The following is a 16,964-nucleotide window of genomic DNA, read 5'->3' on the forward strand; positions in this document are numbered from 1 at the left end:
ATCGTAGCATGAATAGAGCATTATTTTTTGTATACGCACAAAGGCCTATATAACTAAAACTTATAGAAAAAAACAGGGTGGTTTAAAAACCACCCCGTTCTGCTTAGCAATATAGCGTGTTGGCAAACAGTTTATTTAGCTTTGCCCTGGTTAGCAACAGCGTTAATCTTTGCTTCAATAACTGCTGGATCGCCAATATAGTGCTTGTCAACAATGTTCCAGTCCTTATCAAAGGTATATGCGCAAGGAATGCCGGTTGGGATGTTGACCTCAAGAATCTCTTCTGGAGTGAGGTGCTCAAACTGCATAACAAGAGCACGAAGGCTATTGCCGTGTGCAGCAATGAGAACACGCTTGCCAGCCTCAAGTTGTGGCTTAATCTCCTGCTCAAAGTAAGGCCATGCGCGTGCAATGGTGTCCTTCAGGCACTCTGTGTATGGAAGGTCCTCTGCTGGGACATCGCGGAACATCTCTTGAATGTGAGGATCACGCTCGTCACCTGGCTCAAGAGCTGGTGGCTGTACATCAAAGGAGCGACGCCAAATCTTTACCTGATCCTCGCCATGCTCCTTAGCAGCATCAGCCTTGTTAAGACCCTGCAGAGCGCCGTAGTGACGCTCATTGAGACGCCAAGTCTTATGAACAGGAAGCCAATTGCGATCAAGCTCATCAAGAACATGATTCAGAGTGTGAATAGCACGCTTGAGTAGGGAAGTGTAGCAAACATCAAAGTCGTAGCCAGCCTCTTTAAGAGCGCGACCGCCAGCTGTTGCTTCCTCATGACCAGTCTCGGTAAGGTCAACGTCGGTCCAACCGGTGAATAGGTTGAGCTTGTTCCACTCAGACTCACCATGGCGAACAATAACAAGGTGCATGTACTGATCTTCAGCCATAAGGCTTCCTTTCTACGCGTTAAACTTTGTGTACCATGCGTGGTACACAAAGTTTTTGGTAATACTTTGCACACAGCTGCAAGATAAAACGCTTGCGAATAATATTTTACCGCACGCCGAAAAATACGTGCGAATCAATGTCTAAAAGATTTTTCGTAATGCGTGCACTAATTCTGACTCAAAGAGTATTTCAACTTCTTTAGCGAGAGTTTAGATTCTTCAAATAATTTATGATTTAGCGTATGTAAGTATGCAATGAGGGTATAGTATGCCTTGGTTAACAAATTGAGGAGTATCAGTATGAGTCCTATTGATATTTTGATCGTCCTTATCGTCATTGCCCTTGTTGTTCTTTGTGTTCGTTCTCAGCTTAAGAGTGCAAAAGAGGGTTCTTGCTCTGGTTGTTCTTCATCTAGCAGCTGTGGAACTCATCATGGTGGCGATGGACATTGCGGTGTTGCACAGAAAATGATTTCTGATGTCGACAAGGCTTTTGACGCTTAATAAGTCATTTGTCACAATTTCATTAATAATTTTTGCCGTTCACCCGGTTTTGGAGAAGTGGAAACATAGCCGTAACAAGAATGTGTCATGGTAGTTATGATTCCAGTTTTCTGACCCGGGAAGGCCATATGAGTACAGATAAGAAGATTGATTATATTCTTCGTACGGTAGAGGAGCGAGATGTTCGCTACCTGCGCCTTTGCTTTACCGATGTACTCGGCGGATTAAAAGCTCTTTCCATTTCCCCTGAGGAGCTAGAAGAGGCTTTTGTTGAGGGCATTGGTTTTGATGGCTCTAACGTTGATGGTTTTGCCTCTCAGGAGCAGTCAGATCTTCTCGCATTTCCTGATGCAGATACGTTCCAGATTCTTCCATGGAAGACAGATGATGGTGTAGTTGCAAATGTATTTTGTGACATTCAAACTCCTCGACGCGAAGCCTTTGCAGGTGACCCACGACTTGTGCTTAAAAATGCTTTTATTAAAGCAGAAGATCTTGGATATGTTGCAAATGTTGGTCCAAAGCTTGAGTATTTTTACTTTGTGAATGGTATTGAACCAAAGCCTATTGACCAGGCAGGATACCTTGATTTGAATTCCGCTGACCTCAGCCATAGTCTTCGTTATTCCACATCTCGTGCGCTTGAGAATCTTTCAATTCCTGTTCAGTATTCTTTCCACGCAGCTGGTCCTGCACAAAATGGCGTCGAGCTTCGTTATGCAGAGGCACTAACCTGTGCAGATAATATTGTTACTGCTCGTTTGGTTATCAGGCATATTGCAACACTTCACGGTGTATTTGCTTCGTTTATGCCAAAGCCTCTTCAGGGTGTTCCTGGCTCAGCCATGCTTTTGAACCAATCGCTTCTTAACCACGATGGTGAGTCTCTGTTCTGGGCTCCAAAGACTGAAAATGAAGCTCACCTTTCTGAACTTGCACAGCACTACATTGCTGGTCTTATTAAGTACGCCCCTGAGTACATGCTTATTACTAATCCAACGGTTAATTCCTATAAGCGTTTTGATCGCGATGCTATTCCAGCATATGCAACTTGGGGTCGCAAAAATCGTTCTGCCATGGTCCGCATTCCTACGCATAAGCCAGGAAAGCACGTTGCCACCCGCGCTGAACTGCGCATTCCTGATCCAACTGCAAATCCTTATTTGGCCAATGCTGTTACGCTTATGGCTGGACTCAAGGGTATTGAAGAGGGCCTCTCGCTTCCTGAGGAGTTTGTGGGCGGAAATCCTGCCGATTATGGCGAGAAACTCCCAACTAATCTTGGAGAGGCACTTGAACGCTTCAAGCAGTCTGAGCTTCTCAAAGATGCTCTTGGCGAGCATATCTTCTCGTATCTGTGTGAGCGCAAGGCAGAGGAGTGGCGTGAGTTCTGCCTTACAGTTACCGATTGGGATACCCACAAGTACTACGCAGGCTGCTAAGTAAGTATTTCGTTTGCTTTTTATGTTTTTACTTTTGAACCCTGTTCTGATTTATTCAGAGCAGGGTTTTTGTGAGAAAACATTTTGGTAAGAAGAATGTTTTACTTGCTTCTCTAAGCTATTTTTGAGCCGCTTTTTTCAAATTGTTACCGTTTTATGAACTGAAAAAATTACTTTTACCTGGTCTTTATTGGATAGAATGACTAAATAATAGTAATTTATACAAAGAAGTTGTTCTTCTCGCCATTTTTATGCAATAAAAACGAGAATAGTATAGAAAAATATAAGTAGATTTTTCATATTTGCTTTCTATAATTCATTCCAACGAATTTCAGCTCAGATTTATTCAGGAAGAGGCAGATATGAAATCTTCATTTGCAACTACAGTTAAAAAGACTGCTCTGAAGGGCGTTGCAGTTGTTTCTATGGCGTGTGCACTTATGGGCCTTATAGCTTGCTCATCACCTAAACAAGAAACTGCTCAGCAGAGCACAACTTCACAGTCCGAGTCTGGCTATACATTGGTAACTAAGGGTCATCTGACTGTTGTCGCAGAACTTGGTTTCCAACCTTTTGAGTATTTTGAAGGTAATTCAACCACTCCTGTTGGCTTTGACGTTGATCTTATTACTGAGATTGCTAAGAGACTCAACCTCGAAGTTACTTACCTGCCAAATCAGAAGTTTGACACCCTTGTTCCAACTATTAAACAGGGCGGTAAGGCAGATGTTGCTATTGCAGGTATTACCATCACTGATGAGCGTTCCCAGGAAGTAGACTTCACTACTTCTTACCTTGACTCTAATCAGTCCCTTGTTGTTAAGTCTGGCAGTACCGAGACTGAGCAGACGCTCAATGATGCCTCCAAGAAGATTGTTGTTCAGACAGGAACTTCTGGTGAGGATTGGGCTAAAGAGAACCTTCCAAATGCAACTATTGTTTCTGTAGACGACGTTGCTGCAGCAATGGCAGGAGTCCAGACTGGTCTGTATGACGCGATGGTCATTGATCTGCCTGTTGCTTCTAATTTGATTAGCACTTCATATTCTGATCTGACAATTGCAAAAGAGATTCCAACAGGTGAGCAGTACGGCATTGCCGTTTCCAAGGACAATCCTGCACTGACTGAAGCAATTAACAAGGTTCTCGCAGATATGGAAAAAGATGGCACTATGACTGCTCTTAAAACCAAATGGTTTGGCTCTAATATCTAGTTTTATCAGCTCAATAAAAGTGCTTGAAGTCAGATTTGGCTTCAAGCACTGCATTGTTTTAAGCGTCAGGATTTATCGCACCTCAAGCACCAAAGGAGTATCACGTGATTGCACTTTTGCACAAAACTATGTCCGGACAGCAGCTGTCCTTGTGCATATCATCAGCGAGTTTCAAGGCTGAATCTATGCCTCAGAATATGGCTCATGATTCTGCTGAGTCAAAGTGTCCGCATGTACGCGTGTATTCCTCTTTGTTTGTAGTATTTCTCGCCACGTTTCTTTTGAGTGGATTGTTCTTCATGAGCTTGAGCGTGTTTTCTGCTGAGAGTGCGTTTGCTCTCACCACAAACAAGGCAACAGCTAAGTCAAATCAGACGGAAGGTAATGGTGTTATTGGTGGCAAAGAGACACGCTTGACCTGGGAGGGAACAGTTGAGGATGAGCAGATATCTCAGCTGACTTTGCAGCTTCCTGAGGGCTCTGATTTGCAGAGTGCAACTACTAAGGTAACCGTTCTTTCAGGTCTTACGCGCGAGAAGATCGAAGCAACTGCAAGCGTGCAAGGAACGCAGGTTGTCATTTCTTTTGCAACACCTGTAGATGCTCAAAAGCTTATTCGCGTTGAGATTTCCGGTATGAAGTTTCCTTCTGACGGAGGCGCGTACACTGTTGAAGGAACCTATACCACTGAGCAGGGGACTCAAAAGCTTGTCTCTTCTCCTGAAATCACCGTTATTTCTAATACACCTGTTCAGGCCATTGTAAATTGGCTTGATGTTCAGCCTTGGGTTGAAGCATGGAACTCAAACCACTTTTTGGGTATGTTCTTAAAACCTCAGCTGATTGTCTCCTCAGTTGTGATGTTATTCCCGGGATGGCTGGTTTGTCTGGCAATTGTAATTTGCGCCTATCCTGTGGCCATTGTGCTAGGAATGGGATTTGCACTGCTTAAGATTTCTAAGAATCCACTCCTGCGTGCCCTAGCGGTGGTATATATTAACCTTTTGCGTGGTACCCCATTTTTCCTGCAGATTTATATTTTGTTCTTTGGTCTTCCCATGCTGAACATCAATTTGGACACCAATCTGCTTGGCTTTATTGTAGTGGCCATTAATTCTTCTGCCTATCTTTCAGAGATTTTCCGTGCTGGCATTCAGTCAATTCCTCAGGGTCAGTACGAGGCAGCAAGTTCTCTTGGTATGAATCGCTTCCAAACCATGACATTTATCATCATTCCTCAAACTATTCGCCGAGTGATTCCACCTCTAACCAGTGATTTTATTACTTCTTACAAAGATACTTCGCTACTTTCTTCTGTAGGTGTTATGGAGCTGATGATGTTTGCTAAAAACCTCACCACATCAACCGGAAACATGACTCCATACATGACAGCGGCTCTGTTCTATTTGGCAATTACACTGCCACTTATTAAGGTGGTTGGAAGTATCGAGAAACGCATGGAGCAGTCAGAAACAGGTCAAACCGCAAGTACTAAAACTAGTAAAACTCAAGCTATTTCTAAGGAGGAAAACTAATGTCGTTCTTTTCTTTCAATAAGAAATCAAACACAGAATATCCTGCCTTGGACGCTGAGATTGCTGCACAAGAGGCATTTGAGCGCGATAAGCTGCTTACTAACCATGCCTTTGAAGCAGGGGAACATCCTATTGTTCGTATTGAGCATCTTAATAAGTCATTTGGAGCAACGCATGTTTTGAATGACGTTAATCTAACTGTCTGGCCAGGCGAAGTTGTGGTTGTGCTTGGTCCTTCGGGCTCAGGCAAGTCCACTATGCTCCGTTGTATTAATCTGCTGGAGACCCCGTCTGCAGGTCATATTCTTATTGAAGATCAAGAGATTACGGGTACCAATGAAGCTGAGGTTAACGCCCTTCGCAGAGATGTAGGAATGGTTTTCCAGCAGTTCAATCTGTTTGGCCATTTAACTGTCAAAGAAAACGTAATGATTGGTCAAATTAAGGTTTTAGGAAAGTCAAAAGAAGAGGCGGAAGCCGAGGCATTAAAGCAACTTGAGGCTGTTGGTCTTGCTGATAGGGCAGACTTTAAGCCTGGCGCTCTTTCCGGAGGACAGCAGCAGCGTGTAGCAATTGCTCGCGCCGTGGCTATGCATCCAAATGTACTTCTTTTTGACGAGCCTACTTCTGCGCTTGACCCTGAGCTTGTCCGTGGTGTTTTGGATGTTATGCGTGATCTGGCAAAGAATTCTGGTATGACTATGATTGTGGTAACGCATGAGATGGGTTTTGCAAAAGACGTGGCAGATCGCATAGTTTTTATGGAAGGAGGAGTTGTAGTTGAGCAGGGCACTCCCGATGCCATCTTCAACAATCCGCAGAGTTCTCGAACGGCTGAGTTCATTGGCGCTATTGTTTAAAACATATACTTTTTACAATTAATATGTATATTTTAAAAAATAAAATTAGGGCGAGAAATTCTTCTCGTCCTAATTGCAGATAATGAGGTATATCTGCTCTTTATCCGCAGCATGTGGTATGCTTGTTAAGATTAAGCTTATCCTAGGGGGAATCGATGCATCACAAGAATATTCTTCTTGTATCTGCAACGACACGCTTACATGAACGTATGCGTGAACTTTCGCATGTCATTGATGTTTCTATTGCTCTTGCAAATGTAGCTTCATTTGCGCAGGCTACAGTTTCTGGTCATACTTTTGATCTGATTATTCTTGATCAAAAAGATCTTTCTCAAGATGTTGTTAGTACCGTTGAGAATTATTCCGCGCAAAATGGTGGAATTGCTCGACTATTTGTTGCTGACCTTGATAATCTTTCTAAATTTGTTCTACCTGTTCAAGGTAAGAGTGATTTTATTTTGTCTACTGCAACTATCCAGGAGTTTAGTCTAAGGTGTTCGCTGCTTTTGTGGCCAGGTACTGAGAGCACTTCTAGAGATTTGGTTATTGTAGACAATATAAAGATTAATTTGGCAACGTATCAAGTTTACATTGATGAATCTCCAGTTGATCTTACTTATATGGAGTATCTGCTACTGTCATTTTTGGCAACTCATCCATCTCGTGCGTACTCGCGTGAGGCACTTTTACAGCGCGTTTGGGGCTTTGAGTATTGCGGTGGTACCAGAACGGTTGACGTTCACGTGAGACGCGTTCGCTCAAAGATTGGTCCTCAGGCAGCCGCTCATTTGGAGACAGTGCGAGGCGTGGGTTATCTTTTCAGAGCATAATCACAGCTATAGAAGGTTTTATTGCAATTTGCATACGCTGAACTTGTCAGTGCGATGTCTGAGCATGTTCCCAACAATGAGAGACGAATTTTTGTCCGGCGTAACGTGTAGAATACACATATTGAAAAATAATGCTAAGCGTGGAGTTTTTACGTTAGTAGTTTGCATCAAAGTGATGTTAAGGAGGATGTCTATGGAGAACAAAACATATAGTTTAACCACAGATTCCGTTGTTTATAAGCGTTTCTCGCCAGTTAAGCGTGATGGGTTTATGTCTAAGCTTCGTAGCTCAAGCATAAAAAGAACAGCTTGTGCAATTGCCTTTGCTGTTGTATGCGTTCCTACAATTGCTTTGGGAGAGGGAGTTGCTAAACTCCCTGCAGTGTCTGGTCAGGCAACTATTTCTCAAGCAGCGGCTCGTCCTGCTGCAGAACCAACTGACACCAAGACGGCAGAAACGGTAGCTTCTAAGGTTTTGCCTTCGGTCGTTTCTGTTAAAGCTACTAGTGATTCATCTGGTTCAACCGGTTCTGGAGTTGTGTTGAACACAAATGGAGATATTCTTACTAATTACCACGTTATCGAGGGTATGGATACCTTCTCTATTTCAATTAATGATAAAGAATATGACTGCACCGTTGTAGGTACAGATCCTACCTCTGACCTTGCTGTCCTTCATGCTGACCTCAAGGGAGATAGTGTAACCCCAATTGAGATTGGCAATTCCGATAACCTGGCCCCTGGTAGTTGGGTTATGAGTGTTGGTAGTCCGTTTGGCCTTGATCATTCTGTTTCTGCAGGTATTGTATCTGCGCTTTCTCGTGGCGATATGCTTGAAACAGAAGGTGGAGAAACCACTATTTATGCCAACCTCATCCAGGTTGACGCTGCTATTAACCCAGGTAATTCTGGCGGTGCTTTGGTTGACTCTAATGGTCAGCTTGTAGGTATTTGTACGCTGTACTCGTCTGACACTAAGTCGTTTGCTGGTATTGGTTTTGCAATTCCTATTAACTATGCCATTGATATTGCAAATCAGATTCTTTCTGGTCAGCCGGTAAAGCATGCTTATATTGGTCTTTCTATGCAGACTGTTACTCCACGAGCTGCAAAGCGCAATAATCTTTCAGTAGATTATGGTGCCTATGTGGCAGGTCTTCTCGATGATAGTCCTGCAGGAAACGCCGGTATTAAAAAGGGAGATGTCATTATCTCTATTGGTGGAGAGCGCGTAATTTCTGCTGATGCAGCTATCATTGCCGTTCGTTCTCATAAGGTTGGAGAGACAGTTCCTGTAGAAATCATGCGTGGAGAAGACCGTCTTACCATCAATGTCACTCTTGGTTCTGATGAGACGCTTTCTTCTATGAAAGATAAAGAAAAGAATAACAAGAACAATACAAACGACACTGATGATAAACAGGATCGTACTGAGGATGATGATGATTCCTATAGACATTATCGTCAGCAAAATTGGTGGCAGGAATTCTGGGATTACTTCACTAATCCTTATGGAGACAGCGATACTGATTCCGATAATCCATTTGAGAATTTTGTAGAGAGTATTACTAATAGCATTGCAGAAGCAATTTACGGAATTTTTGGTTAATTTATAGGTTGTGTTTGCTTTAAATGGTGCATTTATTTGCCGTGCTGTGAGTTAGGGGAGTCTTGTGGATTTACTCGTGCTATTAGTTTTGACTGTAGTTTTTATTCTACTAATCGTGGGTCTTGTTACACTTTCCTCTAAGCTTTCGCAAGTAAAGACACTGCAAGAACAAAATCAAACATCATCTTCAGAGCTTTTAAGAAACTCTCAAGATTTAGATCGTCGCATTTCAGACAATATGACTGCTATGCATCAACTAATGGATACAAAGCTTGATCAGGTAAGAGAGGTAGTTGATCAGAAGCTCACCACAACACTGCAAGCTCAGACAAAGCAGACTGACCAGCGTATTGCTCAGCTTGATGCTCGCTTTGATGCTTTTCAGCGTCGTGTTGACGAGAACATGAAGACAACTTCTCAGACCTCAACTGAGCAGCTTGGTAAGGTTAGAGAGACTGTTGATAAACAGCTTAGTGATATGCGCAAAGAGAATGAAGCAAAACTTGAGCTGATGCGCCAGACCGTTGACGAGAAACTTCAGAAGACACTTGATGAACGTATGACCCAATCATTCCAGCGTGTGTCCACGCAACTTGAGCAAGTTCATCAAGGCTTAGGAGAAATGCGTGGCCTTGCAGAGGGTGTTGGAGACTTAAAGAAAGTTCTCTCTGGCGTTAAGACTCGTGGAATTGTTGGAGAAATCCAACTAGGAGCAATCCTTAGAGATATTCTTTCTCCTGAGCAGTATGAAGAGAATGTTGCTACTGTTTCTGGCTCTTCTGAGCGCGTTGAGTTTGCTGTTAAGCTACCTGGAGAGTCAGGGGAGAGCGTTTGGCTTCCTATTGATTCTAAGTTTCCTGGTGATACCTATGAGCATTTAGTAGATGCAATCAATACCGGGAATGAAGAGGCTATTATTGCTGCTAAAAAGAGTTTGGAAGCTCGCATTAAGGCAGAGGCAAAAGATATTTCAACAAAGTATATTGCTCCACCAGAGACAACTAACTTTGCTATTTTGTTCCTTCCTTTTGAGGGACTTTATGCAGAAGTAGTAAGTCAAGTAGGTTTACTTGAGCAGTTGCAGAGAGAATATCGTGTTAATGTGTGTGGACCTTCCACTATGGCTGCGCTTCTTAACAGTCTTCAAATGGGATTTCAATCTGTTGCAATCCAAAAACATGCTGATGAGATTCAGCGGGTTTTATCGGCAGTTAAGACTGAATTCGAGACATATAAAGGTCAGCTAGAAAAGGCTCGATCACAAGTGCAAAAAGCAGAAAAAGCTCTGGATACCATTTTGACTACAAGAACAAATGTTATGAGTAGAAAATTGAGAACCGTTACCGCATTAGAAAATCTCGGTGAAGCTCAAAAAACATTGGGGATTAGTGACATGGTAGATGATGGAGATGAGGATGAGAAGTAAGTAGATTTCTCTTTTTTGTTAATTGATAAGTTATTCATGATAAACCAAAGAAGAATATAAATTTAGTACGGTCCGAGAGGAGATGAAAAATGATCCAGCAGGAATCAAATCTTGACCATGATACTTTACTTCCTCTGAATGTAAAAAAGGTAAGTAGATCATACAGGATAAAAGAAGGGAAACGTATAGTTTTAGATAATGTGTCGTTTTCTGTTCATTTGGGGGAAATAGTTTGTGTGCTCGGACCGAATGGTGCTGGAAAGACCACTTTAGTAAAAATTGCTTCATCGCTTTTACTCCCAGATTGTGGAGAAGCAGAAGTATGTGGTGTAGACGTTCTTAAATATCCTCGCAAGGCTTGTAAGAATATTTCTTTAGTTCTTGGTGGAGAAAATGGGTTTTATCTTCACGCTACTGCTATTAATAACTTAAGATATTTTGCGCAAGTGAGTGGTGTTCCTTTTGATGAGCAAGAATCAAGAATTAAAAATGCCCTTCAACAAGTACATTTAGTTGAATTTTCAAATCAAAATGTATCAACTTTTTCTAGGGGAATGAGACAAAGGCTCCATCTTGCAAGAGCTTTAATTTCAGCTCATAGTTTAATTCTTCTTGATGAGCCAACATCTGGTTTAGATCCAAATAATGCCGCAGATGTTAGACAACTTATCGCCGAGTTACGTCACATTCCTAGTGGTATTTTACTTACGTCTCACAGTATGAGAGAGGTTGAATTATTAGCCGATCGAGTGCTTATTCTCAAAAAAGGAAAGTGTATTTTTCTGGGCAGCTTAGAGGAGTTGAGACAGAAAGTAATAATAGAGGGCGTATACACGTTTATTACTAATTGTCTAGATGAATCTAAAGTTAAAATTTTAAAGGAATGTTCTGGGATTGCATCAGTCGAAGTTTTTGAGAAGTTTGATTCAATTTATGTGGATGTGTCAGGAAATAAGAAAATGATTTTTGATTTATGTGTTGATGATTTTGGTTGGAAGAACGTCAATGAAAGACGTGCCTCACTCGAAGAGGTGTACCTTGCTATAATGGGAAAAGATGATGAAAGACAGTATTAATTCAATTTTTGATATACGTTCAGAATTACGGATGCTACGCTTTCATACGAGTATGTTTTTAACGACTTCATTCTTTTTAATAAGTGTTTTAGGATCATGCTTTAGTTTCTCTTTGTTTAAGATTTTTTCAATGATTCAGGGGTCTAATAATCATTCATTTTGGGTTTATTCATCTATTGCAACTATATGGGCTTCTACTATTCTTTCAACAGGTATTATTGGATATCAGCGTTATCAGGGAACTTTGGACTATCTATTTGTAAGTCCGAAAGGAATTGCTAATATTTTTTATCCAATTATTTTTTCTGCAACTACATTAGGTTTAGTTCTTGGGGTACCGTGTTCTATTCTTCTTAGCTTATTTTTTGATGTTCCTATTACTCTTTCCATACATGAGATATTGGCACTATTCTTTTCAACTATTGCATGTGCCTCTTCAGCTTTGGTTTTGTCTTCTTTATATGTTTTAACAAAAAATGCTTCATCATTTGAAAGTCTTATTTTAACTGGTATATGGATAGGGTCTGGTATAGTTTTACCAATAGAAAATTTTCCATTACCAATACGTATAATTGCATACGTACATCCTTTGACTCCAGCAGTAAAGTTAATTACCTCAGTTACTATACAAGATTTTTTCTTGTATTCGGTTGTTTGTTTGATCTTTTCTATTGCCTATGCTTTTTTAGGGTGGTTTTTGATTAAATTAGCCTTTTCAAATCTTCGCAAGAATGGAGATTATTTATAATTATGAAAAGAATTACTTCATATGTTTATCCTGCTATTTGTATAGCATTGACTTCCTTATCTAGTTACGGCTCTATTTTAGCTTTTTGCATCCAATTTTTTATTGAACCTATTTTTTCATATCTATATTTTATTCTGTTCGGTATGCAGCTTTCTGCTTCAAGTATGTCATTGCTTATAGGAATTTTAACCTTATCGTCATGGCTTTCTGCAATGCAATGTTCGGCCAATATTATTGTTCAAGATCGATTTGCAAAAACAATTTTTATGTATTTAATTTCTCAAAATCATGCAATAGTATTCTTTTTAATTAGGTACATAACAATTACCGTTATTTGTTTTATGAGTTCTTTTTTAACTTCAGTTATTGTTCTTTATATTGCAGGTGCTGATGTTCTGGCCCTTCTTTTTCCTTTATGTATATCCCTTATTCTTGCTTCTCTTGGTGGTGCTATATTTGGAGTATTTTCTTCAGTAATTGGTCTATTGTTTACTGATGGATTTGCTGTACTAAATCTATTATCAATAAGTATTCCCATACTTTCTGGAGCTGTCATACCACTTTATTTATTTCCAAGCTCTTTGATTTCTATCTGTAAGTGTATTCCCATTTCATGGATTGTTGATGGTGTCGGATTATTTTTGAGTTCTAATACAAATGATGCGTTTCTATTGTGTGGTTATGCGTTGTTCCTAGAATTTCTATGGATATTGATAACGCTTGCTTTTATCTCTTTTTGCAACAGCAGGCAGAGAATCACTGGGCAAATAGAGGGGATGCATTTGTAAGTATTGTATTGAAATACCCATAGGGGGTATAATTCCTTCAGATATTAATACCCCATAAGGGTATATGAAGGAGGCTATATGGAAACACGGAGCGCAGTAGAAAAAAAATCTTGTCATCACTGCGGATATAAAGCAACTCCTCGTTCGAGTGAACTTAAAAGTGGGGTTTCTCGCCGTATTAATCGTGCAATCGGACAGCTTAACGGCATTAAAACAATGATTAACGAGGATCGTTATTGCGGTGATGTTCTTATTCAGCTTGCAGCTGTTGAGTCGGCGGTTAAGGCCATTTCAAGAGAAGTAATGCAGGATCATCTGGAGTCTTGCGTAGTTGATCGTATCCAGTCGGGCGACACAGAAGTTATTGATGAGGTTATGGACCTCTTTAAGCGTTTTATGTAAGGTGGCGTTATGAATCAGAAAGTTTTTGATGTACAAGGAATGACGTGTGCAAGTTGTTCTGCGCACGTAGAGAAAGCAGCTAACTCTGTTTCTGGCGTCTCTGAGGCTCGTGTTAATTTGCTTAAGAACTCGATGGAAGTTGATTACGACGGTAACCCAGACACCCTTAAGCAGATTTCTGACGCAGTAAGTAAAGCAGGCTATGAGGCAACGCCTCGTAGTGACAAAAAGGATTCTGCTGCAGCTATTAAGGCAGATGCTACCGATGCTTCAGAAAGGGCAGTAAAGCAAAAGAGGGTTGAGCTCATTTCCTCAATGGCCTTTGCAATTCCACTGTTCTATCTTGCCATGGGTGAGATGATGGGAGCACCTGTTCCACCTGCTGTTTCTGGTATGAATGGCATGATGAACTTGGCTCTTACAGAGCTTTTGCTCTGCATTCCTATTCTGTTTATTTGTCGTCACTATTTTATTGGCGGATTCCGCTCATTGTTGCACGGTGCACCTAATATGGACTCACTTATTGCGCTGGGCTCAGCGGCGTCGTTTGCCTACAGCGTTGTCAGCCTGTATCAGATGGCAAACGCTTTTGTTGCAGGAGACGTGACTGCAGCTCACCATGCAATGCACGGTATGTACTTTGAGTCCGCTGGTTTGATTCTTGCTCTGATTACCCTGGGCAAGTTCTTTGAGGCTCGCGCAAAAGGTCATACTACTGGTGCAATTAATGCGCTCATGAATCTTGCTCCAAAGACGGCTATTCTCGTCAAAGACGGTGTTGAGCAGGAAGTTCCTGCAGAGACAGTTGTGGTGGGAGATATGCTTGTTGTAAGGGCGGGACAGTCAATTCCTGTTGATGGCCAAGTCATTGAGGGAGAAGGATCTGTCGATGAGTCCGCTATTACCGGAGAGCCAGTTCCTGTAAGTAAGACTGTTGGTGACTTCGTGACAGGCGCTACGGTGTCTACTGGTGGCTGGTTTAAGATGCGCGCCACTGCCGTTGGTGATGATACAACGCTTGCAGGTATTATTCGCTTGGTTGATGAGGCAACAAGTTCCAAAGCACCTATCGAGCGTCTTGCTGACAGCATCGCCGGAGTCTTTGTCCCTGTTGTCATTGGAATTGCACTGGTGACGTTTGTAGCATGGTTTGGCTTTGTGGCACCGGGTGACTTTGCAGTTGCCCTGTCGCACGCCGTTTCTGTTTTGGTCATCTCTTGCCCTTGTGCACTTGGCCTTGCAACTCCTACCGCTATTATGGTGGGCACTGGTCTGGGGGCTTCAAATGGCATTTTAGTGAAGTCCGCTGAGGCACTTGAGGGAGCGGTACGAGCAACCGTGGTTGTTCTTGATAAGACGGGAACGCTTACTGAGGGCAAGCCAAGTGTAACTGACGTACTTTGTGCAGGTAGCGTTTCTAAGGATCAGCTGCTTGAGTATGCATACGCGCTTGAGCAAAAGAGCGAGCACCCACTTGCACAGGCAATTGTTACGTATGCTCAAGAGAAGCTTGGGAAGTCTGAAGCTGGCTCACTTGATGTCCAAGAGTTCTCACAGGTTGCTGGCGGTGGTCTCACGGCAAAGGTTGGCGAGAAACACCTTGTAGCAGGTAATGCTCGCCTTATGGAGCAGGAGGACATCAACACACAAGAGCTGATTTCCCAAGCTCAGCAGCTGGCTGAGCAGGCAAAGACACCACTGTACTTTGCACTTGAGGGTAAGCTTCTTGGCGTCATTGCTGTGGCTGATAAGGTAAAGCAGACCAGTGCGTCCACCATTGATCGTCTTCGCGCTATGGGCGTTAAGTCTGTCATGCTCACCGGCGATCAGGCAACAACAGCAAACGTCATTGGTAAAGAACTTGGCGTTGACCAGGTCATCTCTGATGTGTTACCAAGTCAAAAAGAGTCCTACATCAGGCAATTCCAGGATGCTGGAGAAAATGTTGTTATGGTTGGCGATGGCATCAATGATGCCCCAGCACTTGCGCGAGCAAATGTAGGAATTGCAATTGGTGCAGGTACTGATGTTGCTATTGAATCCGCTGACATTGTCTTGATGAAGTCTGATCCAGCTGATGTCGCAACCTCAATTGAGCTCTCTCGTGCCACAATGACTAACATTAAAGAGAATCTGTTCTGGGCACTGTTCTATAACACCATTTGTATCCCTGTTGCTATGGGTCTGTTGTATCCATTTGGTATTTCGCTGAACCCTATGATTGGTGCAGCCGCCATGGGCTTCTCGTCAGTCTTTGTTGTATGCAATGCGCTGCGTTTGCGTACCTGGAAGCCAAAGAACGCCAGCTCAGTAACTCACCAAGACGCTCATGACACAAAAGCAGTCATTGACGTTCAATCTAAGTCCACAAACGACACATCCGTGTCACAGAAGGAGGAATCTTATATGAAGAAGAAACTAAACGTAGAGGGTATGTCCTGCCAGCACTGTGTTGCACATGTCACCCATGCCCTTGAGGCTGTCGAGGGTGTCTCTAAGGCAACTGTTTCACTTGACGAGAAGAGCGCAGTAGTTGAGCTGTCTTCTGATGTCCCTGATAGTGCATTGGTTGACGCTGTTGTTCAGGCAGGATACGAGGCTACTATTGCCTAAGGTAGGCAAGTAGACAGTCCTTCTCGCTAGAATCACTAAATACCGCACGTGCAGCATTTTCAGCAAGCTCACGTGCGGTATTTTTGTCTAGACCACAGTACTGCTGCAAAAGCTCAAATTCGTGCGAGAGGGTAGTGTTGGAAGCGGTCATGTTGTCAGTGTTGATGGTGACCGTTAGACCAGCATCAAGCAGCTGTTCAAGAGGGAAGCGCTCTATTGACTCAAAGATGCGTGTCTGAAGGTTGCTGGTAGGACAAATCTCAAGTGTAACATTTGCAGCTTTGAGGTCCTGGATAACACTCACATCTTCCAGGGAGCGTACACCATGACCAATGCGTTGTGCGCCAAGACGAAGTGCGGCCTTGATGCTCTCTGGACCAGCGGCTTCTCCTGCGTGAATAGTAAAAGGAACATCTTTTCTTTGCGCTTCAGCAAAAAGTGACGAGAAATTCTCTGTGGCAAAGAGTGCTTCTGCTCCCGCTAAGTCTGCCGCAACAACACCCTTTCCAAGGTATGCTACAGCCAAATCGATTGATTGTTCATTTTTACGTTTAAGCTCTTCACCTGTGCCACGCATGGCGCAAAGGATGTACGCCGTGTGAAGCTCTGACTGTGGATTCTCTGCAAAGAAATCCGCTCTACCAGCAAGGGCAGCCTCAAGGATTTCTTGCTGAGAAAGACCTTCCGCCGTAAGGCTTCCTGGTGCAAAGCGGGGTTCTGCATAGAGAATACCCTCTGCATCAAGTTGCTTATGAAATGCCTTTGCAACAGCACGTATGCCTTGCTCTGACTGCATGAGCTTTAAGGGCAACTCAAACGTTGCAAGATATTGGTTAAGATCCTGACAATGAGCGGGGACTTGCATCTTTTCTTGGAGTTCATCCAAAGAGAAATTAAGTCCCGCTTCTGCTGCAAGTTGGGCTGCGGCAGGAAGGGGGATTGATCCATCAAGATGGACATGCAAATCGATAAGAGCACAGGAGCTCATGGCGCCTCCTACAAGAAACGTATTCTATGGCGCAAA

At 42.6% G+C, this 16,964-nt stretch carries 15 protein-coding genes; 13 read left to right on the plus strand and 2 right to left on the minus strand.

Annotated elements, in window-relative coordinates:
• Window positions 1–131: 131 nt before the first annotated feature.
• Complete coding sequence (gpmA, locus tag APAR_RS02200) at window positions 132–893, minus strand: 2,3-diphosphoglycerate-dependent phosphoglycerate mutase (RefSeq protein WP_012808515.1); 762 nt, start codon at window positions 891–893, stop codon at window positions 132–134.
• A gap of 300 nt (window positions 894–1,193) precedes the next feature.
• Between gpmA and APAR_RS02205 the strand changes: the two genes are divergently transcribed.
• The 13 genes from APAR_RS02205 to APAR_RS02260 all read left to right on the plus strand — a co-directional run bounded on the left by APAR_RS02205 (window position 1,194) and on the right by APAR_RS02260 (window position 15,940).
• Window positions 1,194–1,397: a FeoB-associated Cys-rich membrane protein gene (locus APAR_RS02205; protein WP_012808516.1), complete on the plus strand. Its 204-nt coding sequence runs from the start codon at window positions 1,194–1,196 to the stop codon at window positions 1,395–1,397.
• Window positions 1,398–1,525: 128 nt separating this feature from the next.
• The gene (locus APAR_RS02210; RefSeq protein ID WP_012808517.1) at window positions 1,526–2,839 is read left to right on the plus strand and encodes a glutamine synthetase family protein; all 1,314 of its coding nucleotides are present in this window, start codon (window positions 1,526–1,528) and stop codon (window positions 2,837–2,839) included.
• Between the two features lie 362 nt (window positions 2,840–3,201).
• Complete coding sequence (locus tag APAR_RS02215; RefSeq protein WP_012808518.1) at window positions 3,202–4,053, plus strand: ABC transporter substrate-binding protein; 852 nt, start codon at window positions 3,202–3,204, stop codon at window positions 4,051–4,053.
• A 104-nt stretch (window positions 4,054–4,157) separates the two neighbouring features.
• Window positions 4,158–5,588, plus strand: a complete 1,431-nt coding sequence (locus tag APAR_RS02220) for an ABC transporter permease subunit (RefSeq protein ID WP_049754776.1) — start codon at window positions 4,158–4,160, stop codon at window positions 5,586–5,588.
• A complete protein-coding gene (locus APAR_RS02225) occupies window positions 5,588–6,448 on the plus strand; it encodes an amino acid ABC transporter ATP-binding protein (RefSeq protein ID WP_012808520.1) in 861 nt (286 codons plus the stop codon). Before APAR_RS02220 ends, APAR_RS02225 begins: the two co-directional genes overlap by 1 nt.
• Before the next feature lie 155 nt (window positions 6,449–6,603).
• Window positions 6,604–7,278, plus strand: a complete 675-nt coding sequence (locus APAR_RS02230; RefSeq protein WP_012808521.1) for a winged helix-turn-helix domain-containing protein — start codon at window positions 6,604–6,606, stop codon at window positions 7,276–7,278.
• Window positions 7,279–7,471: 193 nt separating this feature from the next.
• A complete protein-coding gene (locus APAR_RS02235; protein ID WP_012808522.1) occupies window positions 7,472–8,887 on the plus strand; it encodes a S1C family serine protease in 1,416 nt (471 codons plus the stop codon).
• Window positions 8,888–8,951: 64 nt separating this feature from the next.
• Window positions 8,952–10,313 carry a DNA recombination protein RmuC gene (locus APAR_RS02240; protein ID WP_245526062.1) on the plus strand — a complete coding sequence of 454 codons (1,362 nt, stop codon included), beginning with the start codon at window positions 8,952–8,954 and terminating at the stop codon, window positions 10,311–10,313.
• An 89-nt stretch (window positions 10,314–10,402) separates the two neighbouring features.
• Window positions 10,403–11,389, plus strand: a complete 987-nt coding sequence (locus APAR_RS02245; RefSeq protein ID WP_012808524.1) for an ABC transporter ATP-binding protein — start codon at window positions 10,403–10,405, stop codon at window positions 11,387–11,389.
• Window positions 11,370–12,137 (plus strand): hypothetical protein, encoded by a 768-nt coding sequence (locus tag APAR_RS07310; protein WP_143714109.1) that lies wholly within the window; start codon window positions 11,370–11,372, stop codon window positions 12,135–12,137. The genes APAR_RS02245 and APAR_RS07310 overlap by 20 nt, the downstream gene beginning before the upstream one ends.
• A gap of 2 nt (window positions 12,138–12,139) precedes the next feature.
• Window positions 12,140–12,925, plus strand: coding sequence for an ABC transporter permease (locus tag APAR_RS02250; RefSeq protein WP_012808526.1), 786 nt, complete (start codon window positions 12,140–12,142; stop codon window positions 12,923–12,925).
• Window positions 12,926–13,003: 78 nt separating this feature from the next.
• Window positions 13,004–13,327 carry a metal-sensing transcriptional repressor gene (locus tag APAR_RS02255; RefSeq protein ID WP_012808527.1) on the plus strand — a complete coding sequence of 108 codons (324 nt, stop codon included), beginning with the start codon at window positions 13,004–13,006 and terminating at the stop codon, window positions 13,325–13,327.
• A gap of 9 nt (window positions 13,328–13,336) precedes the next feature.
• A complete protein-coding gene (locus APAR_RS02260) occupies window positions 13,337–15,940 on the plus strand; it encodes a heavy metal translocating P-type ATPase (protein WP_012808528.1) in 2,604 nt (867 codons plus the stop codon).
• Here APAR_RS02260 and add read toward each other — a convergent pair.
• The gene (gene add / locus APAR_RS02265) at window positions 15,930–16,928 is read right to left on the minus strand and encodes an adenosine deaminase (RefSeq protein ID WP_012808529.1); all 999 of its coding nucleotides are present in this window, start codon (window positions 16,926–16,928) and stop codon (window positions 15,930–15,932) included. The genes APAR_RS02260 and add overlap by 11 nt on opposite strands.
• Window positions 16,929–16,964 lie beyond the last annotated feature (36 nt).

The organism is Lancefieldella parvula DSM 20469 (assembly GCF_000024225.1).
GTDB lineage: Bacteria > Actinomycetota > Coriobacteriia > Coriobacteriales > Atopobiaceae > Lancefieldella > Lancefieldella parvula.

Coding starts and splice junctions, on each gene's coding strand:
- APAR_RS02250 (WP_012808526.1), top strand. CDS start 12,140: ATGAAAAGAATTACTTCATATGTTTATCCTGCTATTTGTATAGCATTG.
- gpmA (WP_012808515.1), bottom strand. CDS start 893: ATGGCTGAAGATCAGTACATGCACCTTGTTATTGTTCGCCATGGTGAG.
- add (WP_012808529.1), bottom strand. CDS start 16,928: ATGAGCTCCTGTGCTCTTATCGATTTGCATGTCCATCTTGATGGATCA.
- APAR_RS02245 (WP_012808524.1), top strand. CDS start 10,403: ATGATCCAGCAGGAATCAAATCTTGACCATGATACTTTACTTCCTCTG.
- APAR_RS07310 (WP_143714109.1), top strand. CDS start 11,370: ATGATGAAAGACAGTATTAATTCAATTTTTGATATACGTTCAGAATTA.
- APAR_RS02225 (WP_012808520.1), top strand. CDS start 5,588: ATGTCGTTCTTTTCTTTCAATAAGAAATCAAACACAGAATATCCTGCC.
- APAR_RS02235 (WP_012808522.1), top strand. CDS start 7,472: ATGGAGAACAAAACATATAGTTTAACCACAGATTCCGTTGTTTATAAG.
- APAR_RS02230 (WP_012808521.1), top strand. CDS start 6,604: ATGCATCACAAGAATATTCTTCTTGTATCTGCAACGACACGCTTACAT.
- APAR_RS02215 (WP_012808518.1), top strand. CDS start 3,202: ATGAAATCTTCATTTGCAACTACAGTTAAAAAGACTGCTCTGAAGGGC.
- APAR_RS02255 (WP_012808527.1), top strand. CDS start 13,004: ATGGAAACACGGAGCGCAGTAGAAAAAAAATCTTGTCATCACTGCGGA.
- APAR_RS02205 (WP_012808516.1), top strand. CDS start 1,194: ATGAGTCCTATTGATATTTTGATCGTCCTTATCGTCATTGCCCTTGTT.
- APAR_RS02210 (WP_012808517.1), top strand. CDS start 1,526: ATGAGTACAGATAAGAAGATTGATTATATTCTTCGTACGGTAGAGGAG.
- APAR_RS02260 (WP_012808528.1), top strand. CDS start 13,337: ATGAATCAGAAAGTTTTTGATGTACAAGGAATGACGTGTGCAAGTTGT.